The sequence below is a fragment of the Massilia polaris genome, assembly GCF_012927275.1.
Classification (GTDB): domain Bacteria; phylum Pseudomonadota; class Gammaproteobacteria; order Burkholderiales; family Burkholderiaceae_D; genus Telluria_A; species Telluria_A polaris.
Map to the genome: position 1 here is coordinate 69544 of NZ_JABBGG010000005.1, position 21526 is coordinate 91069.

The window sequence follows — 21526 nt, forward strand, 5'->3', positions numbered from 1 at the left end:
TGGCGTTGGCAAGTGCGAATCGGAAGCGCGACGAGATTTTTCTTGACTTTAATAATTTCGATCACTACTATTAAATCATTGATTGCAATCGCAATCTAAAACGAGCGAAACCCGCTCATGCAACCAGGAGCTCATCATCATGAAGATCAAACATTCCGTCGCATTCGTTACCGGCGCCAACCGGGGTCTGGGCCTCGCATTCGCCCGCGAACTGCTGGCGCGCGGGGCCAGCAAAGTGTATGCAGGGGTTCGCAATCCCGACGGCGTCGACATTCCCGGCGTGATTGCGGTCCGCCTCGACGTGACCGATCCGGCATCGGTCGCTGCCGCCGCCGCGCAATGCGCCGACACTACCCTGCTGGTCAATAATGCCGGCATCGCGCGAGTGATGCCGAGCATGCTTGCCCCGGAACTGGCCGACGTCGCCCGCGAGATATTCGAAACGAACTACTACGGCACTTTGCACGTGAGCCAGGCATTCGCGCCCGTGCTGGGAGCCAATGGCGGCGGCGCGATCGTCAATGTGCTGTCTGACGCTGTATGGGTTGCCCGTCCTTTCCTTTCCGCCTACGCCGCCTCCAAGGCCGCCGCGTGGAGCTTCACCAACTCGCTCCGGATTGAACTGCGCGGCCAGAATACCCTCGTGCAGGGCGTCCACGTCGGCTTCATGGACACCGACATGACCCACGGATTCGACATGAAAAAGACCCACCCGGACGCTGTGGTCGCTCAGGTGCTGGACGGGGTGGAAGCGGGCGCCGAAGAAATTCTGGCCGATGCCGTCACCGTCGCCATCAAGGCGAGCCTGTCGGGTCAACAGGCGGCTTACCTCAATCCGCCCGAGATCGTATAAGCGCATCCGCACCCCAGAACGAGCCCACTTACTTTTTATATCCTACGAAAGAAATATATGTTCACCAAATCGACAGTACCCGCAATGCGCACCCTGCTTGCCGCAGCAGCCCTTGTTGGCGCCGCGTGCGCCCTCCCGGCGACGGCTTCGGCGGCGCCCGAAGACACCGCGATCCGCCCTTTCCGCATCCACGTTTCTGACGCCGCCATTAGCGAACTGCGCCAGCGCGTGCAAGCGACGCGATGGCCCGCGCGCGAGACCGTGAACGACCAGTCGCAGGGCGTGCAACTGGAGCGCATCCAGTCGCTGGTACGGTACTGGGGCACTGGGTACGACTGGCGCAAGGTCGAGGCCAAGCTGAATGCCTTGCCGCAGTTCACCACCAAAATCGACGGGATCGATATTCAGTTCGTGCACGTGCGCTCGCGTCATCCGAACGCCTTGCCGCTGGTGATCACCCACGGCTGGCCCGGTTCGGTGATGGAACTGCTCAAAGTGGTCGGTCCGCTCACCGATCCGACTGTGTATGGCGGCAAGGCCGAGGATGCGTTCGACCTGGTGATCCCTTCGATGCCGGGCTACGGCTTTTCGGGCAAACCGACCGGCCCCGGCTGGGGCGCGGAACGCATCGGCAGCGCCTGGGACGTGCTAATGAAGCGCCTGGGCTACACGACCTATGTGTCGCAAGGCGGCGACTGGGGCTCGGTGGTCGCCGACGCAATGGGCCGACAGGCCCCGGCAGGCCTGTTGGGTATCCACGTGAACATGCCGGCGACTGTGCCGGCAGAGGTCGCAACGGCGCTGGCGCACGGCGCCCCGGCACCGGCCGGCCTGACCGCCGTCGAAAAGGCGGCGTTCGAATCGCTCAACAAGCTTTACACCAAGGGCGCCGGCTATGCGGCGCTGATGGTGACTCGTCCGCAAACGCTGGGCTACGGCCTGACCGATTCGCCCGTCGGCCTGGCGGCCTTTTTCTACGACAAGTTCACCGAGTGGACCTACAGCGGCGGCAATGCCGAGAAGGCGCTGACCAAGGACGAGATGCTCGACGATATTTCGCTGTACTGGTTCACCAATAGCGCCGTGTCGTCGGCCCAGCTGTACTGGGAGAACAACAACAACAACTTCAATGCGGCCGAGCAGAAGACGGCGCAGATCAAGGTGCCCGTCGCCATCACCGTCTTCCCTGGCGAGATCTACCGTGCGCCGCGCAGCTGGGCCGAACGCGCGTATCCGAAGCTGACCTACTTTAACGAAGTCGACAAGGGCGGCCACTTCGCTTCGTGGGAGCAGCCGCAGCTGTTCAGCGAGGAGCTGCGCGCCGCGTTCAGGTCGCTGCGCTAGTCATCGGCGCCGAGCCGCACCTTCAACTGCCCCCTAGATGTTGGCCGGACTAGTCCGGCCAACATCGCTCAGGCTTGGTCAATCGATTAATCCTGGCCGGCACCGGACCAAAGGGCGGGCAAGGCATTGCCGACATCCGCACACCATTGACGGCATCTGCGGCAATGGGCCTGGACGAACGAAAGCTGTACCTGTTCTACACTGCGTCCGCCGCCAGCCGTGCCCTCGGGCAGCGGTCCCTGGACCGGATTCATCATCGCACCCTTAATCGCGACAAGGAAGTCGGCGCCGGCGCGATCCAGGGGCAGTTGAACGCGATCCTGAATTGGGGGCAAGCCCACAGGCGCTGAACAGGCTCAGGTCCGTCACCCACCCGGTGCTGATCGTCAATGGCAGCAACGATATAGTCGTCCCAACGATCAATTCCTAGGTAATGTTTGCGACTTTACCGAATGCAAAACTCAGCCTCTACCCGGATGCCGGGCATGGCGCGATTTATCAGCACTCGGGCTTGTTCCTGAACGAGGCGATCCCATTCTTGCAAGGGAAGGGAAGCAAGGGCAGGCGCGCGGCTTTTCAGCCGCTACGCATGCCGCGGGCTACAGCCATACGGCTCATGTTGCTCTGACTGCAGGTGAAGGTTTTGTCAGGCGGCTTAGTTATTCTTCAGCGCTTCCACTTCGATCTGCAGCTTCACTTCCGGCGCGAAACTCGGGGTGGCGTAGTTGATGCCGAAGTCGGTGCGCTTGAACGCGGCCGATGCGTCGGCGCCGCACTTCTCGCGCTTGGTCATGCCGTCGGTGATGCACTTGAACTTGTTGATGGCAAGGGTCACCGGTTTGGTGACGCCGTGCAGGGTCAGTTCGCCCTCGACCGATACCGGGGTGTCGCCGTTGAACTTGATCGACTTGCCGATGTAGCGCGCTTCAGGGAACTTCTCGACGTCGAACATGTCGGCGTTTTTCGCGTGCGCGTTCAGCTTGTCATGGCCGAAGTCGATGCTGGACGCGTCGATGATGATTTCCATCGAGCCAGTCTTGGCTGCGCGGTCGAGCACGATGCTGCCCTTGGTCGCGTTGAACTTGCCGCGCAGCACGGAGATGCCCATGTGGTCAGCCTCGAAGCTTGGGTAGGTGTGGCCCGGATCGATGGTGTAGGTGTCGGCGGCGAAGGCGATGCTGGCGGCGCCAGCGGTAGCGAGTGCAACGACCAAGTGCTTGAATTTCATATGCTATTCCTTTTGATGGAGAAAAAATTACTGGCCCGCTAAGACGCGGAACCGGATCACAACCTCGTCGGCAACCATGCTCGTGTCCTTCCACTCGCCGTCGCCAATATTGTAGGCAAGCCGCCCGATCGGCAGCGCACCCTCGAACAATTGTTTGCCGGCGTCAAGCCGCACGGTCAGCGGGAAGCTGACGTTGGCCGATTTGCCCTTGATGGTCAGCTTGCCGGTCACGGTCAGCTTGCCCGGTCCGGCCGGCTTGATCGAGGACGAGACGAAGCTCGCCTTCGGGAACTGGGCTGAATTGAACCAATCCTTCTTGGCCACTTCATTGTTCATGTCCGGGTCGCCCAGGTCGAGGCTGGCGGTGTCGATGTCGACGCTGGCGCGGGCCGCTTCCGGCTTGGCAGGGTCGTAATCGAGCTGCGCGGAAAACTTGCGGAACTTCGCTTCGACCGGCACGTTCATCTGCTTGAAGGTGGCGGTAATCGCGCTTTTCGCGGTGTCGGTTTTCAAGGGCGCGGCGCTGGCCGCCAGCGCCACCGCCAGAAGCGAGGCCAGTAATGGGCCACGGGTCAGGGTCATCAGGTTCTCCTAGTTTGAAAATTCAGGGCAGCATGCGGCGCAGGACGCCGTCGCGGTCGACAAGCTGGTGCTTCAGCGCGCCCGCCACGTGGATGCCGACCGAACCAGCCAGCAGCATGTTGAGCCAGAAGTGCACCGCCTTGAGGACCGGCTTGAGTTCGGTACTGGCTTTGAACAGCACCGGCAGCTCGAACAGGCCGAGGTAGACGACCGGCACGCCGGACGCCAGGCTGTAGAAGTAGCCCGACAGCGGCACCGCGAAAATCAGCACGTACAGAAGGAAATGCAGGCCGTTCGCGGCGCTTTGCTGCCAGCGCGCCATGCTGGCGGGGTAGGCGGGGCTTGGATGGAACAGGCGCCACAGCACGCGCAGCACGGCCAGCAGCAGCACAGTGACGCCGAGCCACTTGTGCCAGGAAAAATAGCGCAGCTTGGTCGGCGTCAGGCCGGGGATGTCGGTCATCACCAGGCCCAGCGTGAAGGCGGCCACGACCAGCAGGGCGATGAGCCAGTGAAATAGCATGGCGGTGTAGGTGTAGCGTTGCTGCATAGGCCGGGTTGGGTTGGTCGTACTCATTAGAACAAATATAGCAGATAAAAAGATTTGACGTTTAAACGCCTCATTTTGATGGCATTACGCTATCACGGCGGCACTCATTCGTACGGAACGGCCAGGCGCGGACTGTAAAATAAATGTGTTGCCTTCCATTATGGTGAATAATGGCTTAAGGCAACTTTCACTACCAATCACGATCGCCGGGGAACCAGGGGGAGATTATGGAGTTTGTCCACCATCCGCACGCCGTCGCTTTGATTCGCACGTCCCGCCGCGCCTTTCTCGCGCCGCTGGCGTCGCTGCTGCTGGCCGCGCCGGTCCACGCCGAGTACGCCGACGTCCGCGACATGGCGGACCTGTCGATCGAAGAATTGGCCAGCATCCAGATCACCTCGGTATCGAAAAAGCCGGAGCCGCTCGGCAGCGCCGCCGCCTCGGTGTTCGTCATTACTGCCGACGACCTCCGCCGCTCCGGCGCCCACAGCGTGCCGGAAGCGCTGCGGCTGGCGCCCAACCTGCACGTCGCACAATCCAACATGGCCGGCTATGCCATCACCGCGCGCGGCCTGAACGGCAGCAATAACAGCGCGCCCAACAAGCTGCTGGTGCTGATCGACGGCCGTTCGGTCTATTCCCCATTCTTTTCGGGCGTATTCTGGGACGCTCAGGACCTGATGCTCGACGATGTCGAACGCATCGAAGTCGTCAGCGGCCCGGGCGGCACGCTGTGGGGCGTGAACGCCGTCAACGGCGTCATCAACATCATCACGCGCACCGCCGCCAGCACGGCGGGCAGCCTGACCACGCTGGAAGCGGGCACCCGCGGCGCGGAAGTCGCCTTCCGCCAGGGCGGCGCCACCGCGCACGGCGGCTGGCGGGTCTACGGCAAGCACCTTGAACGCAGCCATACCGAGATGGCCAGCGGCGCGCGGGTCAACGATGCGCGCCACCAGTCGCAGGTCGGGTTCCGCGCCGACTGGAACCTCGACGCCGACCGCTTCACCGTCAACGGCAACGCCTACCAGGGCGCCGCCCAGCAGCCCGAGCCGGGCCTGATTTCGGTCACCGGCACTTCGCTCAAGCTTGGAACGGTCGCCACCTCGGGCGTCAACCTCACCGGCAGCTGGATGCACCGGCTCGCCGATGGCGGCAGCCTCAGTCTCCAGGCCTATCTCGACCATACCAAGCGCACGGTGCCGCCGACGTTCGCCGAGCTGCTCAATATCGCCGACGTCCAGTTCCAGCACTCGCTGCGCCCGATGGGGCAGCACCGCATCGCCTGGGGCGCGAACTACCGCCATTCGTGGGACAACGTCACCAACAGCGGCACGATCGCCTTCCTGCCTCCTGAGGTCGAGCAGGACTGGGCCAGCCTGTTCGCGCGGGACGAGATCGGCCTGCGCGACGACCTGCGCCTGACCATCGGCGCGCGGATCGAGCGCAACGACTACACCGGCAACGAGTTCCTGCCGACGATGCGCCTGTCATGGCAGGCCGCGCCGGCGCACTCGTTCTGGGCGGCTGCGTCGCGCACGGTGCGCGCGCCGTCGCGGCTCGATGCCGACGCGTATATCCCGGGCCGTCCGCCTTACCTGCTGCGCGGCGGACTGCGCGTGCGTTCCGAGGTGGCGAAGGTGTTCGAACTGGGCTACCGCGGACAGCCGCTGCCGGGCCTCTCGTATTCGGCCACGCTTTTCCACAATGATTACGACCACCTGCGCACCCAGGAAATCGACCCGGGCTACACGTACATCACGTTCGACAGCCTGATGGAAGGCAAGGCGAACGGCATCGAGATGTGGGGCAGCTACCAGGCCACGCCGGCATGGCGCCTGAGTGCGGGGCTGACGGCGCTACACCAAAGCATGCAGCTCAAGCCGGGCAGCAATGACCTGGCAGGACCGGGAACGGCGGGCAAGGACCCGTCTCACACCGTGCAACTGCGCTCGACCCACATCCTCGCGCGCGGCAAGGAGCTGGAAGTGGCGGTGCGCAAGGTGGCGGCGCTGGAGAATCCGGCGGTACCAGGCTACACGGCAGTCGACGCGCGCTTTGGGTGGCAGGTGAATCCGGAGTTCGAGGTGTCGGTGACGGCGCAGAACATCAATGGCGATCACGCGGAATATGGGCCGATCGCGACGCGTTCGGAGATTCCGAGGTCGGTGGCGGTCAGGCTGGTGTGGGGAATTTAGACGAATTCGGCGGATAACGCGCTTCGCGTCATCCGCCGTTTTTTTCTCAGATCTCGCGCGCCAGCTTTGCCGCGATACCGATGTAATTCGCCGGCGTCATGGCCAGCAGCAGGTCCTTGGCTTCCTGCGGCATCGCCAGCGTCAAAATGAACTCGCGCAGCGCGTCTTTCGAAATGCCCTTGCCGCGCGTGAGTTCCTTCAGCTGCTCGTACGGGTTCTCGATCCCATAGCGGCGCATCACCGTCTGCACTGGCTCGGCCAGCACTTCCCAGTTCGCGTCCAAATCCTGCTCGAGGCGCGCGTGGTTCACTTCCAGCTTGTTCAGGCCGCGCAGGCAGCTGTCATATGCCAGCAACGTGTAGCCGAAGCCCACGCCGATATTGCGCAGCACCGTCGAATCGGTCAGGTCGCGCTGCATGCGCGATACCGGCAGCTTCTCGGCCATGTGGCGCAGCAGCGCGTTGGCCAGTCCCAGGTTGCCTTCCGAGTTTTCGAAGTCGATCGGGTTGACCTTGTGCGGCATCGTCGACGAACCGATCTCGCCGGCCTTGGTCGACTGCTTGAAGTAGCCCAGCGAGATGTAGGTCCAGATGTCGCGGTTCAGATCGAGCAGGATGGTGTTGGTGCGCGCGAACGCGTCGAACAGTTCGGCCATGTAGTCGTGCGGCTCGATCTGGATCGTGTACGGGTTGAAGGTCAGCCCGAGGCGCTGCTCGATGACGTCCTTCGAGAACGCCGCCCAGTCGAAGCCAGGATACGCCGACAGGTGCGCGTTGTAGTTGCCGACCGCGCCGTTCATCTTGGCCAGCATCTCGACATCGGCGATGCGCTTGGCGGCGCGCTGCAGGCGCGCGACGACGTTGGCGATCTCCTTGCCGAGGGTGGTCGGGCTGGCGGTCTGGCCGTGGGTGCGCGACAGCATCGGCACATCCGCGTTGTCGTGCGCGATCTGGGTCAGTTTGGCGACCAGCTTGTTCAGCGTCGGCAGCATGACGGTGTCGCGCGCGGCCTTGAGCATCATGCCGTGCGAGGTGTTGTTGATGTCTTCCGAGGTGCAGGCGAAGTGGATGAACTCCGTCGCCGCGACCAGTTCCGCCACATCGCCTACGCGCATGTCCTTGACCTGTTCCTTCAGCCAGTACTCGACCGCTTTCACGTCGTGGTTGGTGACCGCTTCGATTTCCTTGATGCGGGCCGCGTCGGCTTCGCTGAAGTCGGCGGCCATCTTGTCGAGGTGCGCGATGGCGGCGCCTGAAAACGGCTTGATCTCGTCGAAGCCCGCCTGCGACAGCGCCTGCAGCCACGCGATTTCAACCTTGACGCGATGGTGCATGAAGCCCGCTTCGGACAGGATTGGACGCAGTTGATCGGTCTTGGCGGCGTAGCGGCCGTCCAGCGGCGACAGGGCCGACAGCGTGGAGTAAGGTGCGGTAGAGGTCATGGGAGAGGGCGTTGATTGAAAATGAGGTGCGATACGACAGAAGATGGATTTTACCACTCGCAGGCCACCAGCCGGTACAAGCTGCGGTGCTATACTGTTGATAATTAATCTACTCAAAAAGCCTATGAAACTGATCGGTTCGCTTGCCAGCCCTTACGTGCGCAAGGTGCGCGTGGTCCTGGCCGAGAAAAAGCTCGACTACGCCTACGAGCTCGAAAACGTCTGGAGCCCGGATACCAGAATCAACGAGTCCAACCCGCTGGGCAAGGTGCCGTGCCTGATGATGGAAGACGGCAGCCCGATGTACGACTCGCGCGTGATCGCCGAATACCTCGACACCCTGACCCCGGTGTGCAAGCTGCTGCCGCCGAATGGCCGCGACCGCGCCGACGTCAAGGTGTGGGAAGCGCTGGCCGACGGCGTGCTCGATGCGGCCGTGCTGGTGCGCCTCGAGAAAACCCTGCGCCCCGCCGAGCAGCAGAGCGAAGCCTGGACAACGCGCCAGATGGCCAAGGTCGGCGCCGGCCTGGCCGTGATGTCGACAGACCTGGGCGAGTCGCCGTTCTGCACGGGGAACCAGTACACGCTGGCCGACGTGGCGGTCGGCTGCGCGCTCGGCTGGCTGGCGTTCCGCTTCCCCGAGATCGACTGGCGCGGCGACTACCCGAACCTGGCGCGCCTGTACGACAAGCTGTCCGAGCGCCAGTCGTTCCGCGACACGGTCCCGCAGCAGTAATGACCACGGTCGTATTCGGCGAAGCGCTGGTCGACGATTTCGGCGGCGACCAGCAGGTCGGCGGCGCGCCGTTCAATGTGGCGCGCCACCTGGCCGCCTTCATGGCGCCGCAACTGATGGTCACGCGCGTCGGCGCCGACCGCAACGGCAACCTGGTGCGCGCCGAGTTCGAACGCTTCGCCATGTCCGCACGCGGCCTGCAGCTCGATCCGATGGAAGAAACCGGCCGCGTCATCGTCGAACGCAGCGGCGATACCCATCGTTTCATCATCCTGCCCCGCCAGGCCTACGACTTCATCGACACCGATGCGGCGCTTGCCGCCGTGCGCGAAGTCGATCCGCTGACGGTCTGTTTCGGCACGCTGGCCCAGCGCGGCGAGCGTTCGCGCGAGGCGCTGTTCGCGCTGCTCGGCGCCTCCACCGCCACCCGTTTCCTCGACCTGAACCTGCGCACTGGCCAGTGCGACAACGACTGCCTCGACCGCTCGCTGTCCGCGGCCGACATCGTCAAGGTCAATGAAGAAGAACTGCAAACGCTGTTCCGCGAGTTCCTTGGCATCGACGAGCCGGCCGACGCGATGACGGCCGAAGCCGTGCACGTCGCGTGTGCGGCGCTGGTCAAAAAATTCAGGCTGGAGGCATTGCTGGTCACGCTGGGCCATCGCGGCTCGGTGTATTTCGGCGCGGGCGGAACGATGATCGCCAACCGCGACACGCCGGCGCCGCCCTACGTGATCGACACGGTCGGTGCGGGCGACGCCTTCTCGGCGATTTTCCTGCTGGGCCGCGCGCTCGGCTGGCCGCTGGCGCAAACCCTTGCGCGCGCCAACGAGTTCGCCGGCGCGGTGTGCGCGATACCGGGTGCGGTACCGCGCGACATGGACTTCTACGACAAGTGGGAGGCGCGCTGGCGCGCCGCCTGATTACTCCGCCATCTGGCTTTGCAGGTAGTTCTGGATGCCGATCTTGGTGATCAGGTCCAGCTGCGTTTCGAGCCACTCGATATGTTCTTCGGTGTCCTCGAGGATCTGCAGGAACAGATCGCGCGATACGTAATCGGCCGCCTTTTCGCTTTCCGCGATGCCTTCCTTGACCGTGACCTGGGCGGCTTTCTCGAGCTGCAGGTCGGCTTCGAGCATTTCCTGGGTCGACTCGCCGATCAGCAGCTTGTGCAGCGCCTGCAGGTTCGGCAGGCCGTCGAGCATCAGGATGCGGTCGATCAGCTTGTCCGCATGCTTCATTTCGCCGATCGACTCGTCGTATTCCTTCTTGCCGAGCTTTTCGAAGCCCCAGTGGCGGTACATGCGCGCGTGCAGGAAATACTGGTTGACGGCAGTCAGCTCATTGGTGAGCTGCGCGTTGAGCAGACGGATGATGTTCGGATCGCCCTTCATGGGATGCTTTCGAAAGTGGTAGGGATGCCACCATCATAGCAAACTGATACGGGCGCGGCAAAAGGCGCGTGCTCAGCCGAGCTGGAAATTGAGCGGGACGATCACAAACACGGCCACCGGGCGGCCATCTTCGACATGCGGTTTGAACAGCGCGCGCAGGGCAGCCTGGCGGCCGGCCTCGTCGAGGCGCGACGATCCGGAAGAATGTTGCACCAGCACCTGGTCGGGCTGGCCTTTCTCATTGACGAGCACGCGCAGCACGACCTTGCCCTGCTCGCCCATGCGGCGCGACTGCGAGGGGTAGACCGGCTGCGGCGCCTGGATATATTCGACGCCGCTGGAAATTGTTTTCGGCCCGCCAGGCTGCGGTGGCGCCGGTACGCTGGCGACCGCGACACGCGGCGACTCGGCAGGCGCGCTCGGCGGCGGGGCGGGAGGGGCAGGGGCCGGCGGTTCAGGCTCCGGCGCAACGAAGATGACGTCCACCATCTGGGGCAGGGCCACTTCGGCGACACGGGCCAGCAGGCCGGTCGAGATCACATAGAACAGCAGCGCATGGGCGGCGATGACAACCGCGACCGGCCCGAACCTGGTGCGGATTCGCCCAACCAGCGCGGCGATGGCGCTGAAGCCGGGGCCGCTCGGCCAGGCCGTTGCGCTCATGGCGCTGTCACGCGGCCTGGGTGGCGCGGAACGACAGTTCGGTGATGCGGGTGGTGCTTTCGACGTGCGCGTCGAGGACTTCTTCGGCATAGCTTTCGCACTTGCCGCAGCAGGTGGCGACGCCGAGGTTTTCGCGCAGCTCGGCCATGGACGACAGGCCAAGGTCGACCGCCTGGCGGATTTCGCGGTCGGAGATGTTGTTGCAGACGCAGACGATCATGAAATTACCCTGTCCTGTGTGAAGAAGCCGACAATATTGTCGTTTTCTCTAATGCGAATCATTCGCATTACGGTTCGTATTCTGCCCCCGTTTTGAAAGCGATGCAAGCGATTTTGTTGGGTAAACCCTGCTGACTGAACGTTTTTTGGTGCTCGACAGTCCTGCAAATGGTAATAATTCGCATTTAGGTTTATGATGTAGGGGTGCGACAAGGCCGTTCGCCCCTCGCCGGGCGCCCTCGCCGGTATGCCCCTCGCCGGGCGCCCTCGCCGGTATGCCCCTCGCCGGGCGCCCCCAACCTGAAAGAAGCGACACATGACTCTTGCACCTACCTTGATCACACTCGACGCCCTCGCGGCGGGGCAGAGTGCCACCGTCATCCACCTGGCGCCGGCTGAGCGGCGCGAAGGCGAGGCCGGTGTGGACATGTCGCGCCGCCTGATGGAACTGGGCTTCGTGCCGGGCGAGCGCATCCGCATGCTCAAGCGCGGCCTGCCCGGCGGCGATCCGCTGGCGGTCAAGGTGGGCCAGTCGACGTTCGCGCTGCGCCGCTTCGAAGCCGCGCTGGTTTCGATCCAGCCGGAGTAAGCAATGGGAGCAGTTGATGCAACTGTGCAGGCAGCCGCCCGCACGCCGCTGATCGCCCTGCTGGGCAATCCGAACTGCGGCAAGACCGCGCTGTTCAACCGCCTGACCGGCGCGCGCCAGAAGGTCGCCAACTACGCCGGCGTGACGATCGAGCGCAAGGAAGGCAGCTTCACGTCGCCGGCCGGTCGTCCGTTCCGCGTGCTCGACCTGCCGGGCGCGTACAGCCTGTCCGCCACCACCCCCGATGAAGCGATCACGCGCGACGTCATCGCCGGCCTGCGCGCGGGCGAACAGGCCCCGGACGCCATCGTCTGCGTCGTCAACGCCACCAACCTGCGCCTGAACCTGCGCCTGGTCCTCGAGATCCAGCGCCTCGGCATGCCGATGATGCTGGCGCTGAACATGGTCGACATGGCCAAAAAACGCGGCATCGCCATCGATACCGCCAGGCTGGAAAAAGAACTCGGGATTCCGGTCGTTGAAACCGTCGCCGTCCACGCCGGCGGCGAACAGGCGCTGCTGCACGCGCTCGACCGCATGCCGCAACAAGCGCACGTCGCTGCGCGGCCGCTGTCGGCCATCGATGAAGTATCGGTCGAAGACACCCAGCGCGAAGTGCGCCGCATCCTCGCTGCATCCGCCAGCTATGCCAACGACACCGGCAACCTGACCGAAAAAATCGACAACGTGGTGCTGCATCCGGTTGTCGGACCGGTGCTGCTGGCCGCGATCATGTTCCTGGTGTTCCAGGCCGTGTTCAGCTGGGCCGCGGCGCCGATGGAGATGATCACCGGCGGCGTCGAGGCGCTCGGCCAGATGGCGACGGCGAATATGTCCGACGGCCCTTTGCGCAGCCTGCTGGTCGAAGGGATCTTCGGCGGCGTCGGCAGCGTGCTGGTGTTCCTGCCGCAGATCCTGATCCTGTTCTTCTTCATCCTGGTGCTGGAAGACTGCGGCTACCTGCCGCGCGCCGCCTTCCTGCTCGACCGCGTGATGGGCGGGGTAGGCCTGTCGGGCCGCGCCTTCATCCCGCTGCTGTCCAGCTTTGCCTGCGCGATCCCCGGCATCATGGCCGCGCGCACAATCCAGAACCCGCGCGATCGGCTGGTCACGATCATGATCGCGCCATTGATGACATGCTCGGCGCGCCTGCCGGTGTACGCCCTGGTGATCGCCGCGTTCATCCCGAACCGCGAAGTCGGCGGCTTCATGAACCTGCAAGGCCTGGTGCTGTTCGCGCTGTACTTCGCGGGCATCGTCGGCGCCATGGTGGTTGCATGGATCTTCAAGCGCATCTGGGGCGGCAGCCGCCATAACCCGCTGATGCTGGAACTGCCAAGCTACCACTGGCCGCACCTGCAGAACCTCGCAATCAGTTTGTGGGAACGCGCCAAGATCTTCCTCACCCGCGTCGGCACCCTGATCCTGACCCTGATGATCCTGATCTGGTTCCTGTCGACCTTCCCGGGCGCACCGGAAGGCGCGACCCAGCCGCCTATCTATTACAGCGTGGCGGGCATGCTTGGCCGCGCGCTGGCCGTGGTATTCGAACCGATCGGCTTCGGCTGGCAGATCTGTATCGCGCTGGTGCCCGGCATGGCGGCGCGCGAAGTCGCCGTCGGCGCGCTCGGCACCGTGTATGCGCTGTCGCAGACCGGCGACGACCTGGCCACCACGCTTACGCCGCTGATCGCGCAGTCGTGGAGCCTGGCGACCGCCTTGTCGCTGCTGGCGTGGTACGTGTTCGCGCCGCAGTGCCTGTCGACGCTGATGGTGGTCAAGCGCGAGACCAACAGCATGCGCTATCCGCTGCTGATGGCCGGCTACATGTTCGCATTGGCCTACGTGGCCTCGTTCATCACCTACCGCACTGCGCTGGCGCTGGGAGGCTGAGGTGCTTGAATACGTCATCGTCGGACTGATCGTTGCGGCTGCCGCGTTTTACACGGCCCGCAAGTACATGCCGGCTGCATGGCGCAAGAAGCTCTCCTACCGCGTCGGCGGCAGCGATTCAACGCTGGGCCGCCTGCTCAACCCGGACCCGGGCTGCGGCAGCGGCTGCGACAGCTGCAAGGCGTGCGCCGATCCGGCGCCCGCGCCCGCAGACGCAAAACGCGTCATCAAAATCCACAAGTCCTAAGCCAGTCCAAGCCTCTCGATCAGCCTGCGCGCGTCGAACGGCGCGCGCACCTTGATGTCATTGTCGAAGTAGCAGAAGATGTCGCGGCTTTTGCGCGCCGGCGGCGCTTTCGACGAGACCAGGCGGGCGTCGGCAGGCTGCGAACCGGTCGACCACGCCTGCATGCGTTCGGCCCAGCGGTCGAGCGCTTCTTCGGTGTAGCCGCTGGCGTACAGTTCCTTGTCGCCGTGCAGGCGCAGGTACATGAAGTCGGCAGTCATGTCTTCGATATACGGCCATTTGCCGGTGCTGTCCGCCACCACCACGGCCACCTTGTACTTGCGCAGCAGCGCGATGAAGGCCTCGTCGACAAAGCTCTCGTGGCGGATCTCGACCGCATGGCGCAGCTTGCGCTTCTTGTCGACGTCGAGCGCGACCTTGCCTTCCATGCGCGGCTCGTAACCGCGCGCCAGCGCCAGTCCGGTCTCGCTATCGTGCGGCAGCAGGCTGAGGAAGTGCTCCATCCGTTCTGGATCGAACTTGAAATTGGGCGGGAACTGCCACAAGAAGGGCCCGAGCTTTTCGCGCAGGTTGAACGCACCGGACGCCAGCACGTTAGCGACCGGCCGGTCGACTTCCTTCAGGCGCAGGATATGGGTAATGAAGCGGTTGCCCTTCACGCTGAACATGAAACCGGGCGGCGTCGCTTCGTACCAGGCGGCGTAGCTTTCCGGGCGCTGCAATGAATAGAAGGAACCGTTGATCTCGATGGTCGGCAGGGCGCGCGAGGCGAATTCGAGCTCGCGGTGCTGCACCAGATCATCCGGATAGAAGACCCCGCGCCACGGCTCATAGCGCCAGCCAGAAATTCCGATGCGGATCGTGCCCATCGTTCACAGCATAGGCAGGACGCATCGGCCGCTCCGTTCGCTGCCGAACCTTCTGCGTTAATGAACTTCGCGCGTGAAGGCTCCGGCAACTTTTCCGTCTGAATTGATCAGCATGTGCCAGTCGTGTTGGCCGTGCTTGTGCTCCACGCGGTACACATTGAATCCGTTTCGGTCCACCGCGACGAATTCACCGCCTTAGCCCGGTCGTAGAGTCGTGTTCCTTGACCATGCTCGGCAACCCACGCTGCATCTGCTTGCCGAACTGAGATTCAGGTCGTCGATCCTGAGCTTTAGAAGCGCTTGTCTTTCACGCAAGCCCCGACTAGGGACACTCGCAGGGCACACAGGTCCGCCTGCTATAATCTTCCGACCCAAAATTTCCAGCCGCCTACGCGTTCTTGCGCCCTCCTATGGATGTCTTTCACCTGGTTATCGATACCAGCATGCTGCGCAGATTTCCCTTCCAACACCCCGACTTCCAGCGCCTGCTGCGGCAGTGCCAGATGGGCTCGCTGAAGTTGTACATCCCGCACATTGCCCTTGAAGAGGAGCGGACAGCCCAGCTAGCAAAGCATGTAGAGTATGTTGAAAAGATGAAGTTGCTGTTCGACAAACTCCAACGCGGCATGCAGGGCATGCTTGTGGAGGGGCTGCCGGAACCCCATTTGGACTTGTGGGATGTCGACGAGGTAGCACGCAACTCACAGACCACCTTCAACCGCTTCGTGGCGACCAATAAAATTGAAGTGATCGAGATTTCGATGGAGCACGCGGCCAACGCGTGGACCAGGTACTTCAATGTTGATCTGCCGTTCAGCCCGGCAGAGGAGCGCGAACAGCGGCGCAAGGACATCCCTGATTCATGGATCTTGGAAGCCGGGATTGAAATTAAGAATAGGAAGGGTCACCGCTGTGCTCTGGTCGGAGATAACAAGCTTGCCGAGGCGTTTAAGAAGGAAGGCTTCAAGGTCTACCGGGAAGTGGAAACACTTCTCAATGACATCGAGCTAGCAACTGCCGTCATCGCAATCCGGCCGCCGGTCGTCGAGGAAGTAGCCGTACCTCTCCACCAACTTCGTAGTCCGTCCTTCAAGGAAATGGATATCATCGTGCTGGGTCTAATCGAGGCCCTCAACACGCCTTCGAAGGACGAACTGTTTTCCACTCTTGAGAATGCAGGGTTCGACCGCGCTATTGCTGAACACGAGGCGCGTACCCTAGTACTTTCTGGCAGACTCAACGATACCGGAACCCACCTCATCCCGACGAGCCGAGCGCTAGCCCAGCAGGCCGCGGGTACCGAGGTCGTAATTAGCGTCTTACTGAAGGTCGCTTTATGAGCAAGTTCGAACTACGCCTCTCGGCACTTTCCAAGCTGGTGGACGTTAAGTCTCCAGCAGTCGAGGAGCGTCTAAGCGAAGAATTCGGCCGTATCTCAGAAGTGCTCCAGGAGAGCTGCGAATACGACGAGTTGTCGGAAGCGCTGAAGACGCTTGAGGTTCTGGTCCCGCGGTTCCATATGGCGACGCTCCCGACGCTGGAATCTTTCGTAAAATCGGTACAGACTAGGACCTTGACTGAGGGTGGTGCTCCGATCACTGGCGCGAAGCTTCGCTACCGGTCTCCGGAAATCCTGATACGTGAAAGTATCGAAGTCGCTGACAAGGTGCGGTATGTGCACACAGAGTTGCTGGTTGATTTCCTGCTGCAGATGTCGCGCGACGATGACAAAGAAGTGCGGGCAAAGGCGGAGCGTTCCCTTGAAACTCTTGCGAGCATAGATTTACACGTCTTTTACGGACCGCCCCCCCGCGGCGCCGAGTCGCAGGCGCGACTGGTGACCCATCTCACCCAGTTGACGGACGACGCTTTGCGAACCAATGCGGATATCGTCCTCAGGATCCTTGGCACAATACTTTCACCGACTATTGAAGGAACGAACTGGACGTTCCAGAGCGTTACGATCCGACGTGGCTCAGTAACAAGCGACGGTGGTGTCGCTGACATGCGTGCCGACGCCATCAAGCTGGCGAAGCGAATGTACGGACTTGTAGCATCCGTCGACCACCAGAAGCACGTCCTGAGAACCTTAGATTCGGCGACCAGGCGCGAGGTTCCCAGTAGCGACGCAGGAACTTCGGCCATGTTTGAGAGGGATACGGTCACAGTACTCGATTTCATGCGAGAGCTGGTGATGACTAGCGCGCTGCCGTTAGTGCAATTAATTGAACACGACGCCTACTGGGACTATTACCGCGGCGCCTCGGAGACGATTAAGCGGAAAGCATTAGACGTGCGGGATGTAGTGGATGCGCACGCTGAATACCAGATCTACAAGCAACTCATCGGCTTCGAAGGTATCTTTGGGAACTGGGAAGATTTGAGCCGTTCCGACGAAGCCTGGGAGTATGGTGATACCAAGCGGCTCGAGGCCGCGCGCCAATACCTCCACGAAATCGACGACGCTAGCTATGAGAAATGGCGCGATCGTATTTTGGACTTTTCCAAAACCCGGTCGAACGACTTAGCGTCGTTCCCGGTGTATTACCAATTCCTCGAGTCCATCGGCAGAGAGAGACCTCGCCTTGCGCTCGAACTCGTTGCCGTCCACGAAGTGCTTATGGCGCCTTTCCTCATCCCGTTATTGCGCGGCCTATGGGGCAGTGTCAGATCGGTCGAGATAGAAGCGATTGTGGAGAATTGGTTGGAGAATGGTCGACATTTAATACCCATCGCAAAATCCCTCTATCAAATGGCCCCACCGCGGCTAGATATTCTGCTGGAGGTTACTGCCCGTGCCTCGGCCCTTAGTGACCGGGACGCTCTCATCGAAGTGATGGCAGTGGCAGCCAGCCTATATGCCAAAGGTGCGGAGGATGCCAAGTCCCTTTTCATGCAATCACTGCGCGAATTAAAGAAGCATAATGACTCCCGCTGGGTCAGAGCAATTTGGTTCAATAGGGACCTTCGAGTCTTAGTGAGCGCAATGGAGCCACATGAACGCGCCGAGCTGCTTGCATCGCTCGCCACACTTCCAGAGTTGGACTACCAGGCTGAGGACGTACTCTACGAGATGGCGCAGCATGATCTCCATGCCGTTCTAGACTTTCTGATTGGCCGGCTTACGCATGCTCGGGTACTGGATAATCAAAAGCGAGTACCCACTGGTGGCAGCAGTTATAGATTCGAAGCAATTCCGTACCAGCTGAACAAATTAAATAAAGTGCTTGCCCGTGAGCCGGACGCACTACTTTTGGCTCTCCGAGGTACCTTTGACAAGGAAAATCAATCCTTTTTTAGCTATCGTGGGGCGCGACTCGTTAAGTCCGCCTTCCCATTGATCGGTGAGCCGTTGGAGCAGCTGCTGCTCAAATACGTCGTGGCGGGTACCGAGGACGACATCAAGTTCGTGATCGGAGTCCTGCGCGCCTACGAAGGGGATCCATCGATTCTGGAGGTCTGCAAAGCAATCATCAGGACCGTGCCGGAACGCTCCCCCATCTGGAATGAGGTCGCGGCCGCAATTGAGACAACTGGCGTTGTGAGCGGCGAATATGGCATGGTCGAGGCCTTCGAGCGCAAGCAGCACGAGATTTCCGGCTGGACGCACGATGAGGACAGTCACGTCCAAGCTTTCTCTCGGTGGCTCACCGAGAGCTTGCAGCGCATGATCAAGCTTGAGACAGAGCGTGCTGGCGAAGGGATGGCGCTTCGCAAATATCGCTATGGCGTGGGCAAGGATAAGAGCTAAAAGTTGGGTGCTCGGTAATCGATCAAACAATTCTCCGACATCCCGTCAAGCTTGACCAGTGCGGCGTTTTCGGCGGTGGCATAGGCCTTGGGCTCCTATCCGAGCCACAAATTTCCGGCCATGAGTGCGGCAAGAAAGTCCTCGTGCCTATCAGGGCCAATCCTCTTAAAGTTCGAGAACGTCCTTCAGACTCACGCCTTTCTCCCACCGTACTTCTTCTCCATACAACCTCGCGTGTGGCATTTGGTTCAAACAGTCAGGGAGCGGGTGAAAAGCCCATGGATTGAAGTAGATTGTATGGCGTCTGGACGCAATATTATGCGATTGCAGATCATTGAAGATCCATGCGCCGCTCGCTCGGCGACCTTGTGGGCCTTTGTGTCCGCGCCAAGCGCCGTTTGGCGCGCGTCGCAGTTTTGGCTCCGCGCCCAAGTCCTCGCTATTGAATACGAATTCTTCTTGTCCAAATAGCGCCTGCATCTCGTCAATTCTCTCGAGATTAAATGAACCAAAGTTTACGGCAACCAATAGAGGCATTCCAAGGTCGCAGTATCTGCCGCCCTTAAATTTGATCTGGTCTCTAATAGGAGTCCAATCGTCCACGATCCCGGCCCAACCATCGAGAAAGCCTATCAAAGTCGTTGCCGTACCTCTTTGCTCAAACCCGATTGGTATCGGACGGAGCATGACTTTCAATTGTTCATGTTCCCAGATAAGCGTTGGCAAGCTGTCGAAGCCATTTTCCTCAACCGAACTGGCTATGTGGTCCGGATCAAGAGAATCGAGCCAACCCAGCACTTTTGCGAGCAGTTTTTTCCCACTTGGTTGCGTAGTAGGTGACCCTTCCGTGCTGACTTCGACGTAAAAATGATTATGATTGGATTGATATAAGTGATCCAACGCGGTCGCAATCATCGCATCTGCCGGATAATTAGAGCCGTCGTTTGATGATGCCAGTACAGCTTCCAGGTAGAACTCGGTCCCGTCAGGCGCGATTACATGAAAATCTGGTAGCTTGGTAGAGCCGTTTGCGAGCTGGGGATGCGGACGTAGCGTATAGCCCAAACGAGTGAGGAAAGCATAAATTAGAAGCTCGAATGTCGCCGATCTGAAATTGACGTTATTTCTCGATCGTATTCGGGCGATAAGCTCGTGTTTCTCGCTCCCCGGATAACCCTCGAACAAACGATCCAGTTGCTCCCTTACGCGCTGAATCTCAGGCCGCACTGAGCGGTCAAGGAACGCGAAATCACCCTCGCGGTTAGCTTTTGGTTTATCGTCAGTACGAACGTAGTCGGTAAAGAGCATAAAGCCTCGATTAATTTCAACGTTGCAAAGGGGCAGAGAGAGGATGAATGTAGAACATCACATCCCGCACTTTGGATACCAAACATCTTACTTGTTAGTATGAGTAACGGAAAAATTCTTTGGTGACATATGGCTGGGACATATACATTCTTGCAGAGGAGGCACCGGATTTTTTTCGCAAACGCGACTTCTGCTTTTCGCTTCTTTCGTCCGGCTTCACTTGTTACGATGTAGTAAATGGAAGAGGCGTTGGGCCGCTGCATCGGTACGTGCCTGTTGGCCCAGTTGCCACCGAAGGACGCCCCCCTCACTAAGCGACAAATCCTTTCGCAAGTTGAATTGGTGAAATGAATCACCGATGGGGCAGTCGAGCAGTTGGGCGAGACTGACCCAAGAATGGGGCTTTATGGATCAGTCTGAACGAATTGTTGAAAAGTATCTACAGTCTCTCGAACTTGGAACTATCGTTTTTGAGCCCGATGGGAATGTTCCTCCGGACTTCAGCATCGGGGGAATGATTGGAGTGGAAGTACGCCGTCTTAACCAAAACTACCACCTCAAGGATTCGCGAACGGAAGGATTGGAGCAGGTGGCGATACCCCTCTGGCAGCGCACGGAAAAATACTTTCCCGCTATCGGCAAGTCGATCGATGGAGAGAGCTGGTATGTAACCTTAATCTACAAGCGTCCGCAAATAGCGTGGAAAATTGCTGAGCCCATCATTCGCCGCGAACTATTTATGTTCATGAACGCGCAGAATCGTCAGCCCATCACTATCCGCATTAACGATACACTTCAACTAAAATTGCGAAGAGCTGGGAAGGATCAGGGAAGTTTTTTTTTGCTCGGATCAAGTCTCGATCGCGACTCCGGCGGATGGGTGTTGAGCGAAGTCGAGACCAACCTCATGCTGTGCGTCGCTGAAAAGGCGCGCAAGGTTTCTCCGTATCGATCGCGGTATGCATCTTGGTGGCTCATTCTGGTTGATCACATCGCTCTTGGTGTAAGGGAATGCGAACAAGAACGGTTTCGGGCCAGCCTTGTTGTTAATGCCGAGTTCTCTGCATGGGGAAAAGTCATACTGATAGATCCCAGAGATCATTGCCGCGCATTTGAAATTTGGCCGAGAACGGAATGCTGATCGGTGATGTGTAGTTGCCCAGATTTCACATGACACACCCAGTCTATCAGACAGCGGCTTCACGGTCGCTCTAAACGCGACCTATTCACGGCGGGTTAGGTTCGGAGCGCACCGCCAGGATCTACCATGACGCCGACTTAGTGACTACCTGTCGGAGCATGTCAGAGCAAGTTCATTTTCGCACTTTCCTGGTGCAGGCCATACTTTCTTCCAATGCGCGACCCAAGCCACACCTCGATACGTTGTCATGGATTTTTCTAAGTACGCATAGTGTTCAGGATTCGTATCGCCAAAAATTGCGGGCGACTCCGCGTACCCGGAGGCGTCGCTTTCCGGGCGCTGCAATGAATAGAAGGAACCATTGATCTCGATGGTCGGCAGCGCGCGCGAGGCGAATTCGAGCTCGCGGTGCTGCACCAGATCTTCCGGATAGAAGACCCCGCGCCACGGCTCATAGCGCCAGCCAGAAATTCCGATGCGGATCGTGCCCATCGTTCACAGCATAGGCAGGGCGCATCGG

21 protein-coding genes and 1 pseudogene are annotated in these 21526 nt (G+C 60.6%); 12 read left to right on the forward strand and 10 right to left on the reverse strand.

Annotation, left to right across the window (positions count from 1 at the left end):
- The first annotated feature begins 139 nt into the window (after nucleotides 1-139).
- The 3 genes from HHL21_RS09995 (at nucleotide 140) to HHL21_RS10005 (ending at nucleotide 2547) form a co-directional block, all read left to right on the forward strand.
- Entirely contained in the window at nucleotides 140-853 is a 714-nt protein-coding gene (locus HHL21_RS09995; RefSeq protein ID WP_169465298.1) for an SDR family oxidoreductase, read from the forward strand.
- Nucleotides 854-910: 57 nt separating this feature from the next.
- On the forward strand, nucleotides 911-2197 hold the full coding sequence (locus tag HHL21_RS10000; protein WP_169465300.1) for an epoxide hydrolase family protein: 1287 nt from the start codon (nucleotides 911-913) through the stop codon (nucleotides 2195-2197).
- Between the two features lie 74 nt (nucleotides 2198-2271).
- Nucleotides 2272-2547, forward strand: coding sequence for a hypothetical protein (locus HHL21_RS10005; protein ID WP_169465302.1), 276 nt, complete (start codon nucleotides 2272-2274; stop codon nucleotides 2545-2547).
- A 305-nt stretch (nucleotides 2548-2852) separates the two neighbouring features.
- Here HHL21_RS10005 and HHL21_RS10010 read toward each other — a convergent pair whose 3' ends face one another.
- From HHL21_RS10010 to HHL21_RS10020, 3 genes are read right to left on the reverse strand one after another with little or no spacing between them, the layout of a single operon-like run.
- Nucleotides 2853-3425, reverse strand: a complete 573-nt coding sequence (locus HHL21_RS10010) for a YceI family protein (protein ID WP_169465304.1) — start codon at nucleotides 3423-3425, stop codon at nucleotides 2853-2855.
- Between the two features lie 27 nt (nucleotides 3426-3452).
- Nucleotides 3453-4007 (reverse strand): YceI family protein, encoded by a 555-nt coding sequence (locus HHL21_RS10015; protein ID WP_169465306.1) that lies wholly within the window; start codon nucleotides 4005-4007, stop codon nucleotides 3453-3455.
- A gap of 22 nt (nucleotides 4008-4029) precedes the next feature.
- Entirely contained in the window at nucleotides 4030-4557 is a 528-nt protein-coding gene (locus HHL21_RS10020) for a cytochrome b (protein WP_169465308.1), read from the reverse strand.
- A 227-nt stretch (nucleotides 4558-4784) separates the two neighbouring features.
- On the opposite strand from HHL21_RS10020, the gene HHL21_RS10025 reads away from it, so the two are divergent.
- Entirely contained in the window at nucleotides 4785-6755 is a 1971-nt protein-coding gene (locus HHL21_RS10025; RefSeq protein ID WP_169465310.1) for a TOL_0244 family TonB-dependent receptor, read from the forward strand.
- Nucleotides 6756-6801: 46 nt separating this feature from the next.
- Here the strand turns inward: HHL21_RS10025 and purB are convergent, their stop codons facing one another.
- Entirely contained in the window at nucleotides 6802-8196 is a 1395-nt protein-coding gene (gene purB, locus HHL21_RS10030) for an adenylosuccinate lyase (RefSeq protein WP_169465312.1), read from the reverse strand.
- Between the two features lie 124 nt (nucleotides 8197-8320).
- Here purB and HHL21_RS10035 point away from each other — a divergent pair, with 124 nt between their 5' ends.
- Nucleotides 8321-8932 carry a glutathione S-transferase N-terminal domain-containing protein gene (locus tag HHL21_RS10035; protein WP_169465314.1) on the forward strand — a complete coding sequence of 204 codons (612 nt, stop codon included), beginning with the start codon at nucleotides 8321-8323 and terminating at the stop codon, nucleotides 8930-8932.
- A complete protein-coding gene (locus tag HHL21_RS10040) occupies nucleotides 8932-9855 on the forward strand; it encodes a PfkB family carbohydrate kinase (protein WP_169465316.1) in 924 nt (307 codons plus the stop codon). The genes HHL21_RS10035 and HHL21_RS10040 overlap by 1 nt, the downstream gene beginning before the upstream one ends.
- Here HHL21_RS10040 and bfr read toward each other — a convergent pair whose 3' ends face one another.
- The 3 genes from bfr to HHL21_RS10055 form a co-directional block, all read right to left on the reverse strand.
- Nucleotides 9856-10326 carry a bacterioferritin gene (bfr, locus tag HHL21_RS10045; protein WP_169465318.1) on the reverse strand — a complete coding sequence of 157 codons (471 nt, stop codon included), beginning with the start codon at nucleotides 10324-10326 and terminating at the stop codon, nucleotides 9856-9858. It abuts the gene before it with no gap.
- Between the two features lie 72 nt (nucleotides 10327-10398).
- Nucleotides 10399-10989, reverse strand: a complete 591-nt coding sequence (locus HHL21_RS10050) for an energy transducer TonB (protein WP_169465320.1) — start codon at nucleotides 10987-10989, stop codon at nucleotides 10399-10401.
- Nucleotides 10990-10996: 7 nt separating this feature from the next.
- Nucleotides 10997-11209: a (2Fe-2S)-binding protein gene (locus tag HHL21_RS10055; protein WP_169465322.1), complete on the reverse strand. Its 213-nt coding sequence runs from the start codon at nucleotides 11207-11209 to the stop codon at nucleotides 10997-10999.
- A gap of 315 nt (nucleotides 11210-11524) precedes the next feature.
- On the opposite strand from HHL21_RS10055, the gene HHL21_RS10060 reads away from it, so the two are divergent.
- From HHL21_RS10060 to HHL21_RS10070, 3 genes are read left to right on the forward strand one after another with little or no spacing between them, the layout of a single operon-like run.
- Nucleotides 11525-11797: a FeoA family protein gene (locus HHL21_RS10060; RefSeq protein ID WP_169465324.1), complete on the forward strand. Its 273-nt coding sequence runs from the start codon at nucleotides 11525-11527 to the stop codon at nucleotides 11795-11797.
- 3 nt (nucleotides 11798-11800) lie between these two features.
- Entirely contained in the window at nucleotides 11801-13690 is a 1890-nt protein-coding gene (gene feoB, locus HHL21_RS10065) for a ferrous iron transporter B (RefSeq protein WP_169465326.1), read from the forward strand.
- Between the two features lies 1 nt (nucleotide 13691).
- A complete protein-coding gene (locus tag HHL21_RS10070) occupies nucleotides 13692-13937 on the forward strand; it encodes a DUF6587 family protein (protein ID WP_206085720.1) in 246 nt (81 codons plus the stop codon).
- Here HHL21_RS10070 and HHL21_RS10075 read toward each other — a convergent pair.
- Nucleotides 13934-14806, reverse strand: coding sequence for a DUF72 domain-containing protein (locus HHL21_RS10075; RefSeq protein ID WP_169465328.1), 873 nt, complete (start codon nucleotides 14804-14806; stop codon nucleotides 13934-13936). The two genes, HHL21_RS10070 and HHL21_RS10075, sit on opposite strands and share 4 nt — an antisense overlap.
- Nucleotides 14807-15216: 410 nt before the next feature.
- Here HHL21_RS10075 and HHL21_RS10080 point away from each other — a divergent pair, with 410 nt between their 5' ends.
- Together HHL21_RS10080 and HHL21_RS10085 are read left to right on the forward strand one after the other, a co-directional pair.
- On the forward strand, nucleotides 15217-16146 hold the full coding sequence (locus HHL21_RS10080) for a PIN domain-containing protein (protein ID WP_169465330.1): 930 nt from the start codon (nucleotides 15217-15219) through the stop codon (nucleotides 16144-16146).
- Nucleotides 16143-18557, forward strand: coding sequence for a hypothetical protein (locus tag HHL21_RS10085; protein WP_169465332.1), 2415 nt, complete (start codon nucleotides 16143-16145; stop codon nucleotides 18555-18557). Before HHL21_RS10080 ends, HHL21_RS10085 begins: the two co-directional genes overlap by 4 nt.
- A 165-nt stretch (nucleotides 18558-18722) precedes the next feature.
- Here the strand turns inward: HHL21_RS10085 and HHL21_RS10090 are convergent, their stop codons facing one another.
- Nucleotides 18723-19865 (reverse strand): hypothetical protein, encoded by a 1143-nt coding sequence (locus HHL21_RS10090; RefSeq protein WP_169465334.1) that lies wholly within the window; start codon nucleotides 19863-19865, stop codon nucleotides 18723-18725.
- 406 nt (nucleotides 19866-20271) lie between these two features.
- On the opposite strand from HHL21_RS10090, the gene HHL21_RS10095 reads away from it, so the two are divergent.
- Entirely contained in the window at nucleotides 20272-21006 is a 735-nt protein-coding gene (locus tag HHL21_RS10095) for a hypothetical protein (protein WP_206085721.1), read from the forward strand.
- A gap of 291 nt (nucleotides 21007-21297) precedes the next feature.
- Here the strand turns inward: HHL21_RS10095 and HHL21_RS21680 are convergent.
- Nucleotides 21298-21498, reverse strand: a pseudogene (locus HHL21_RS21680) (DUF72 domain-containing protein); the annotation flags it as partial.
- Nucleotides 21499-21526 lie beyond the last annotated feature (28 nt).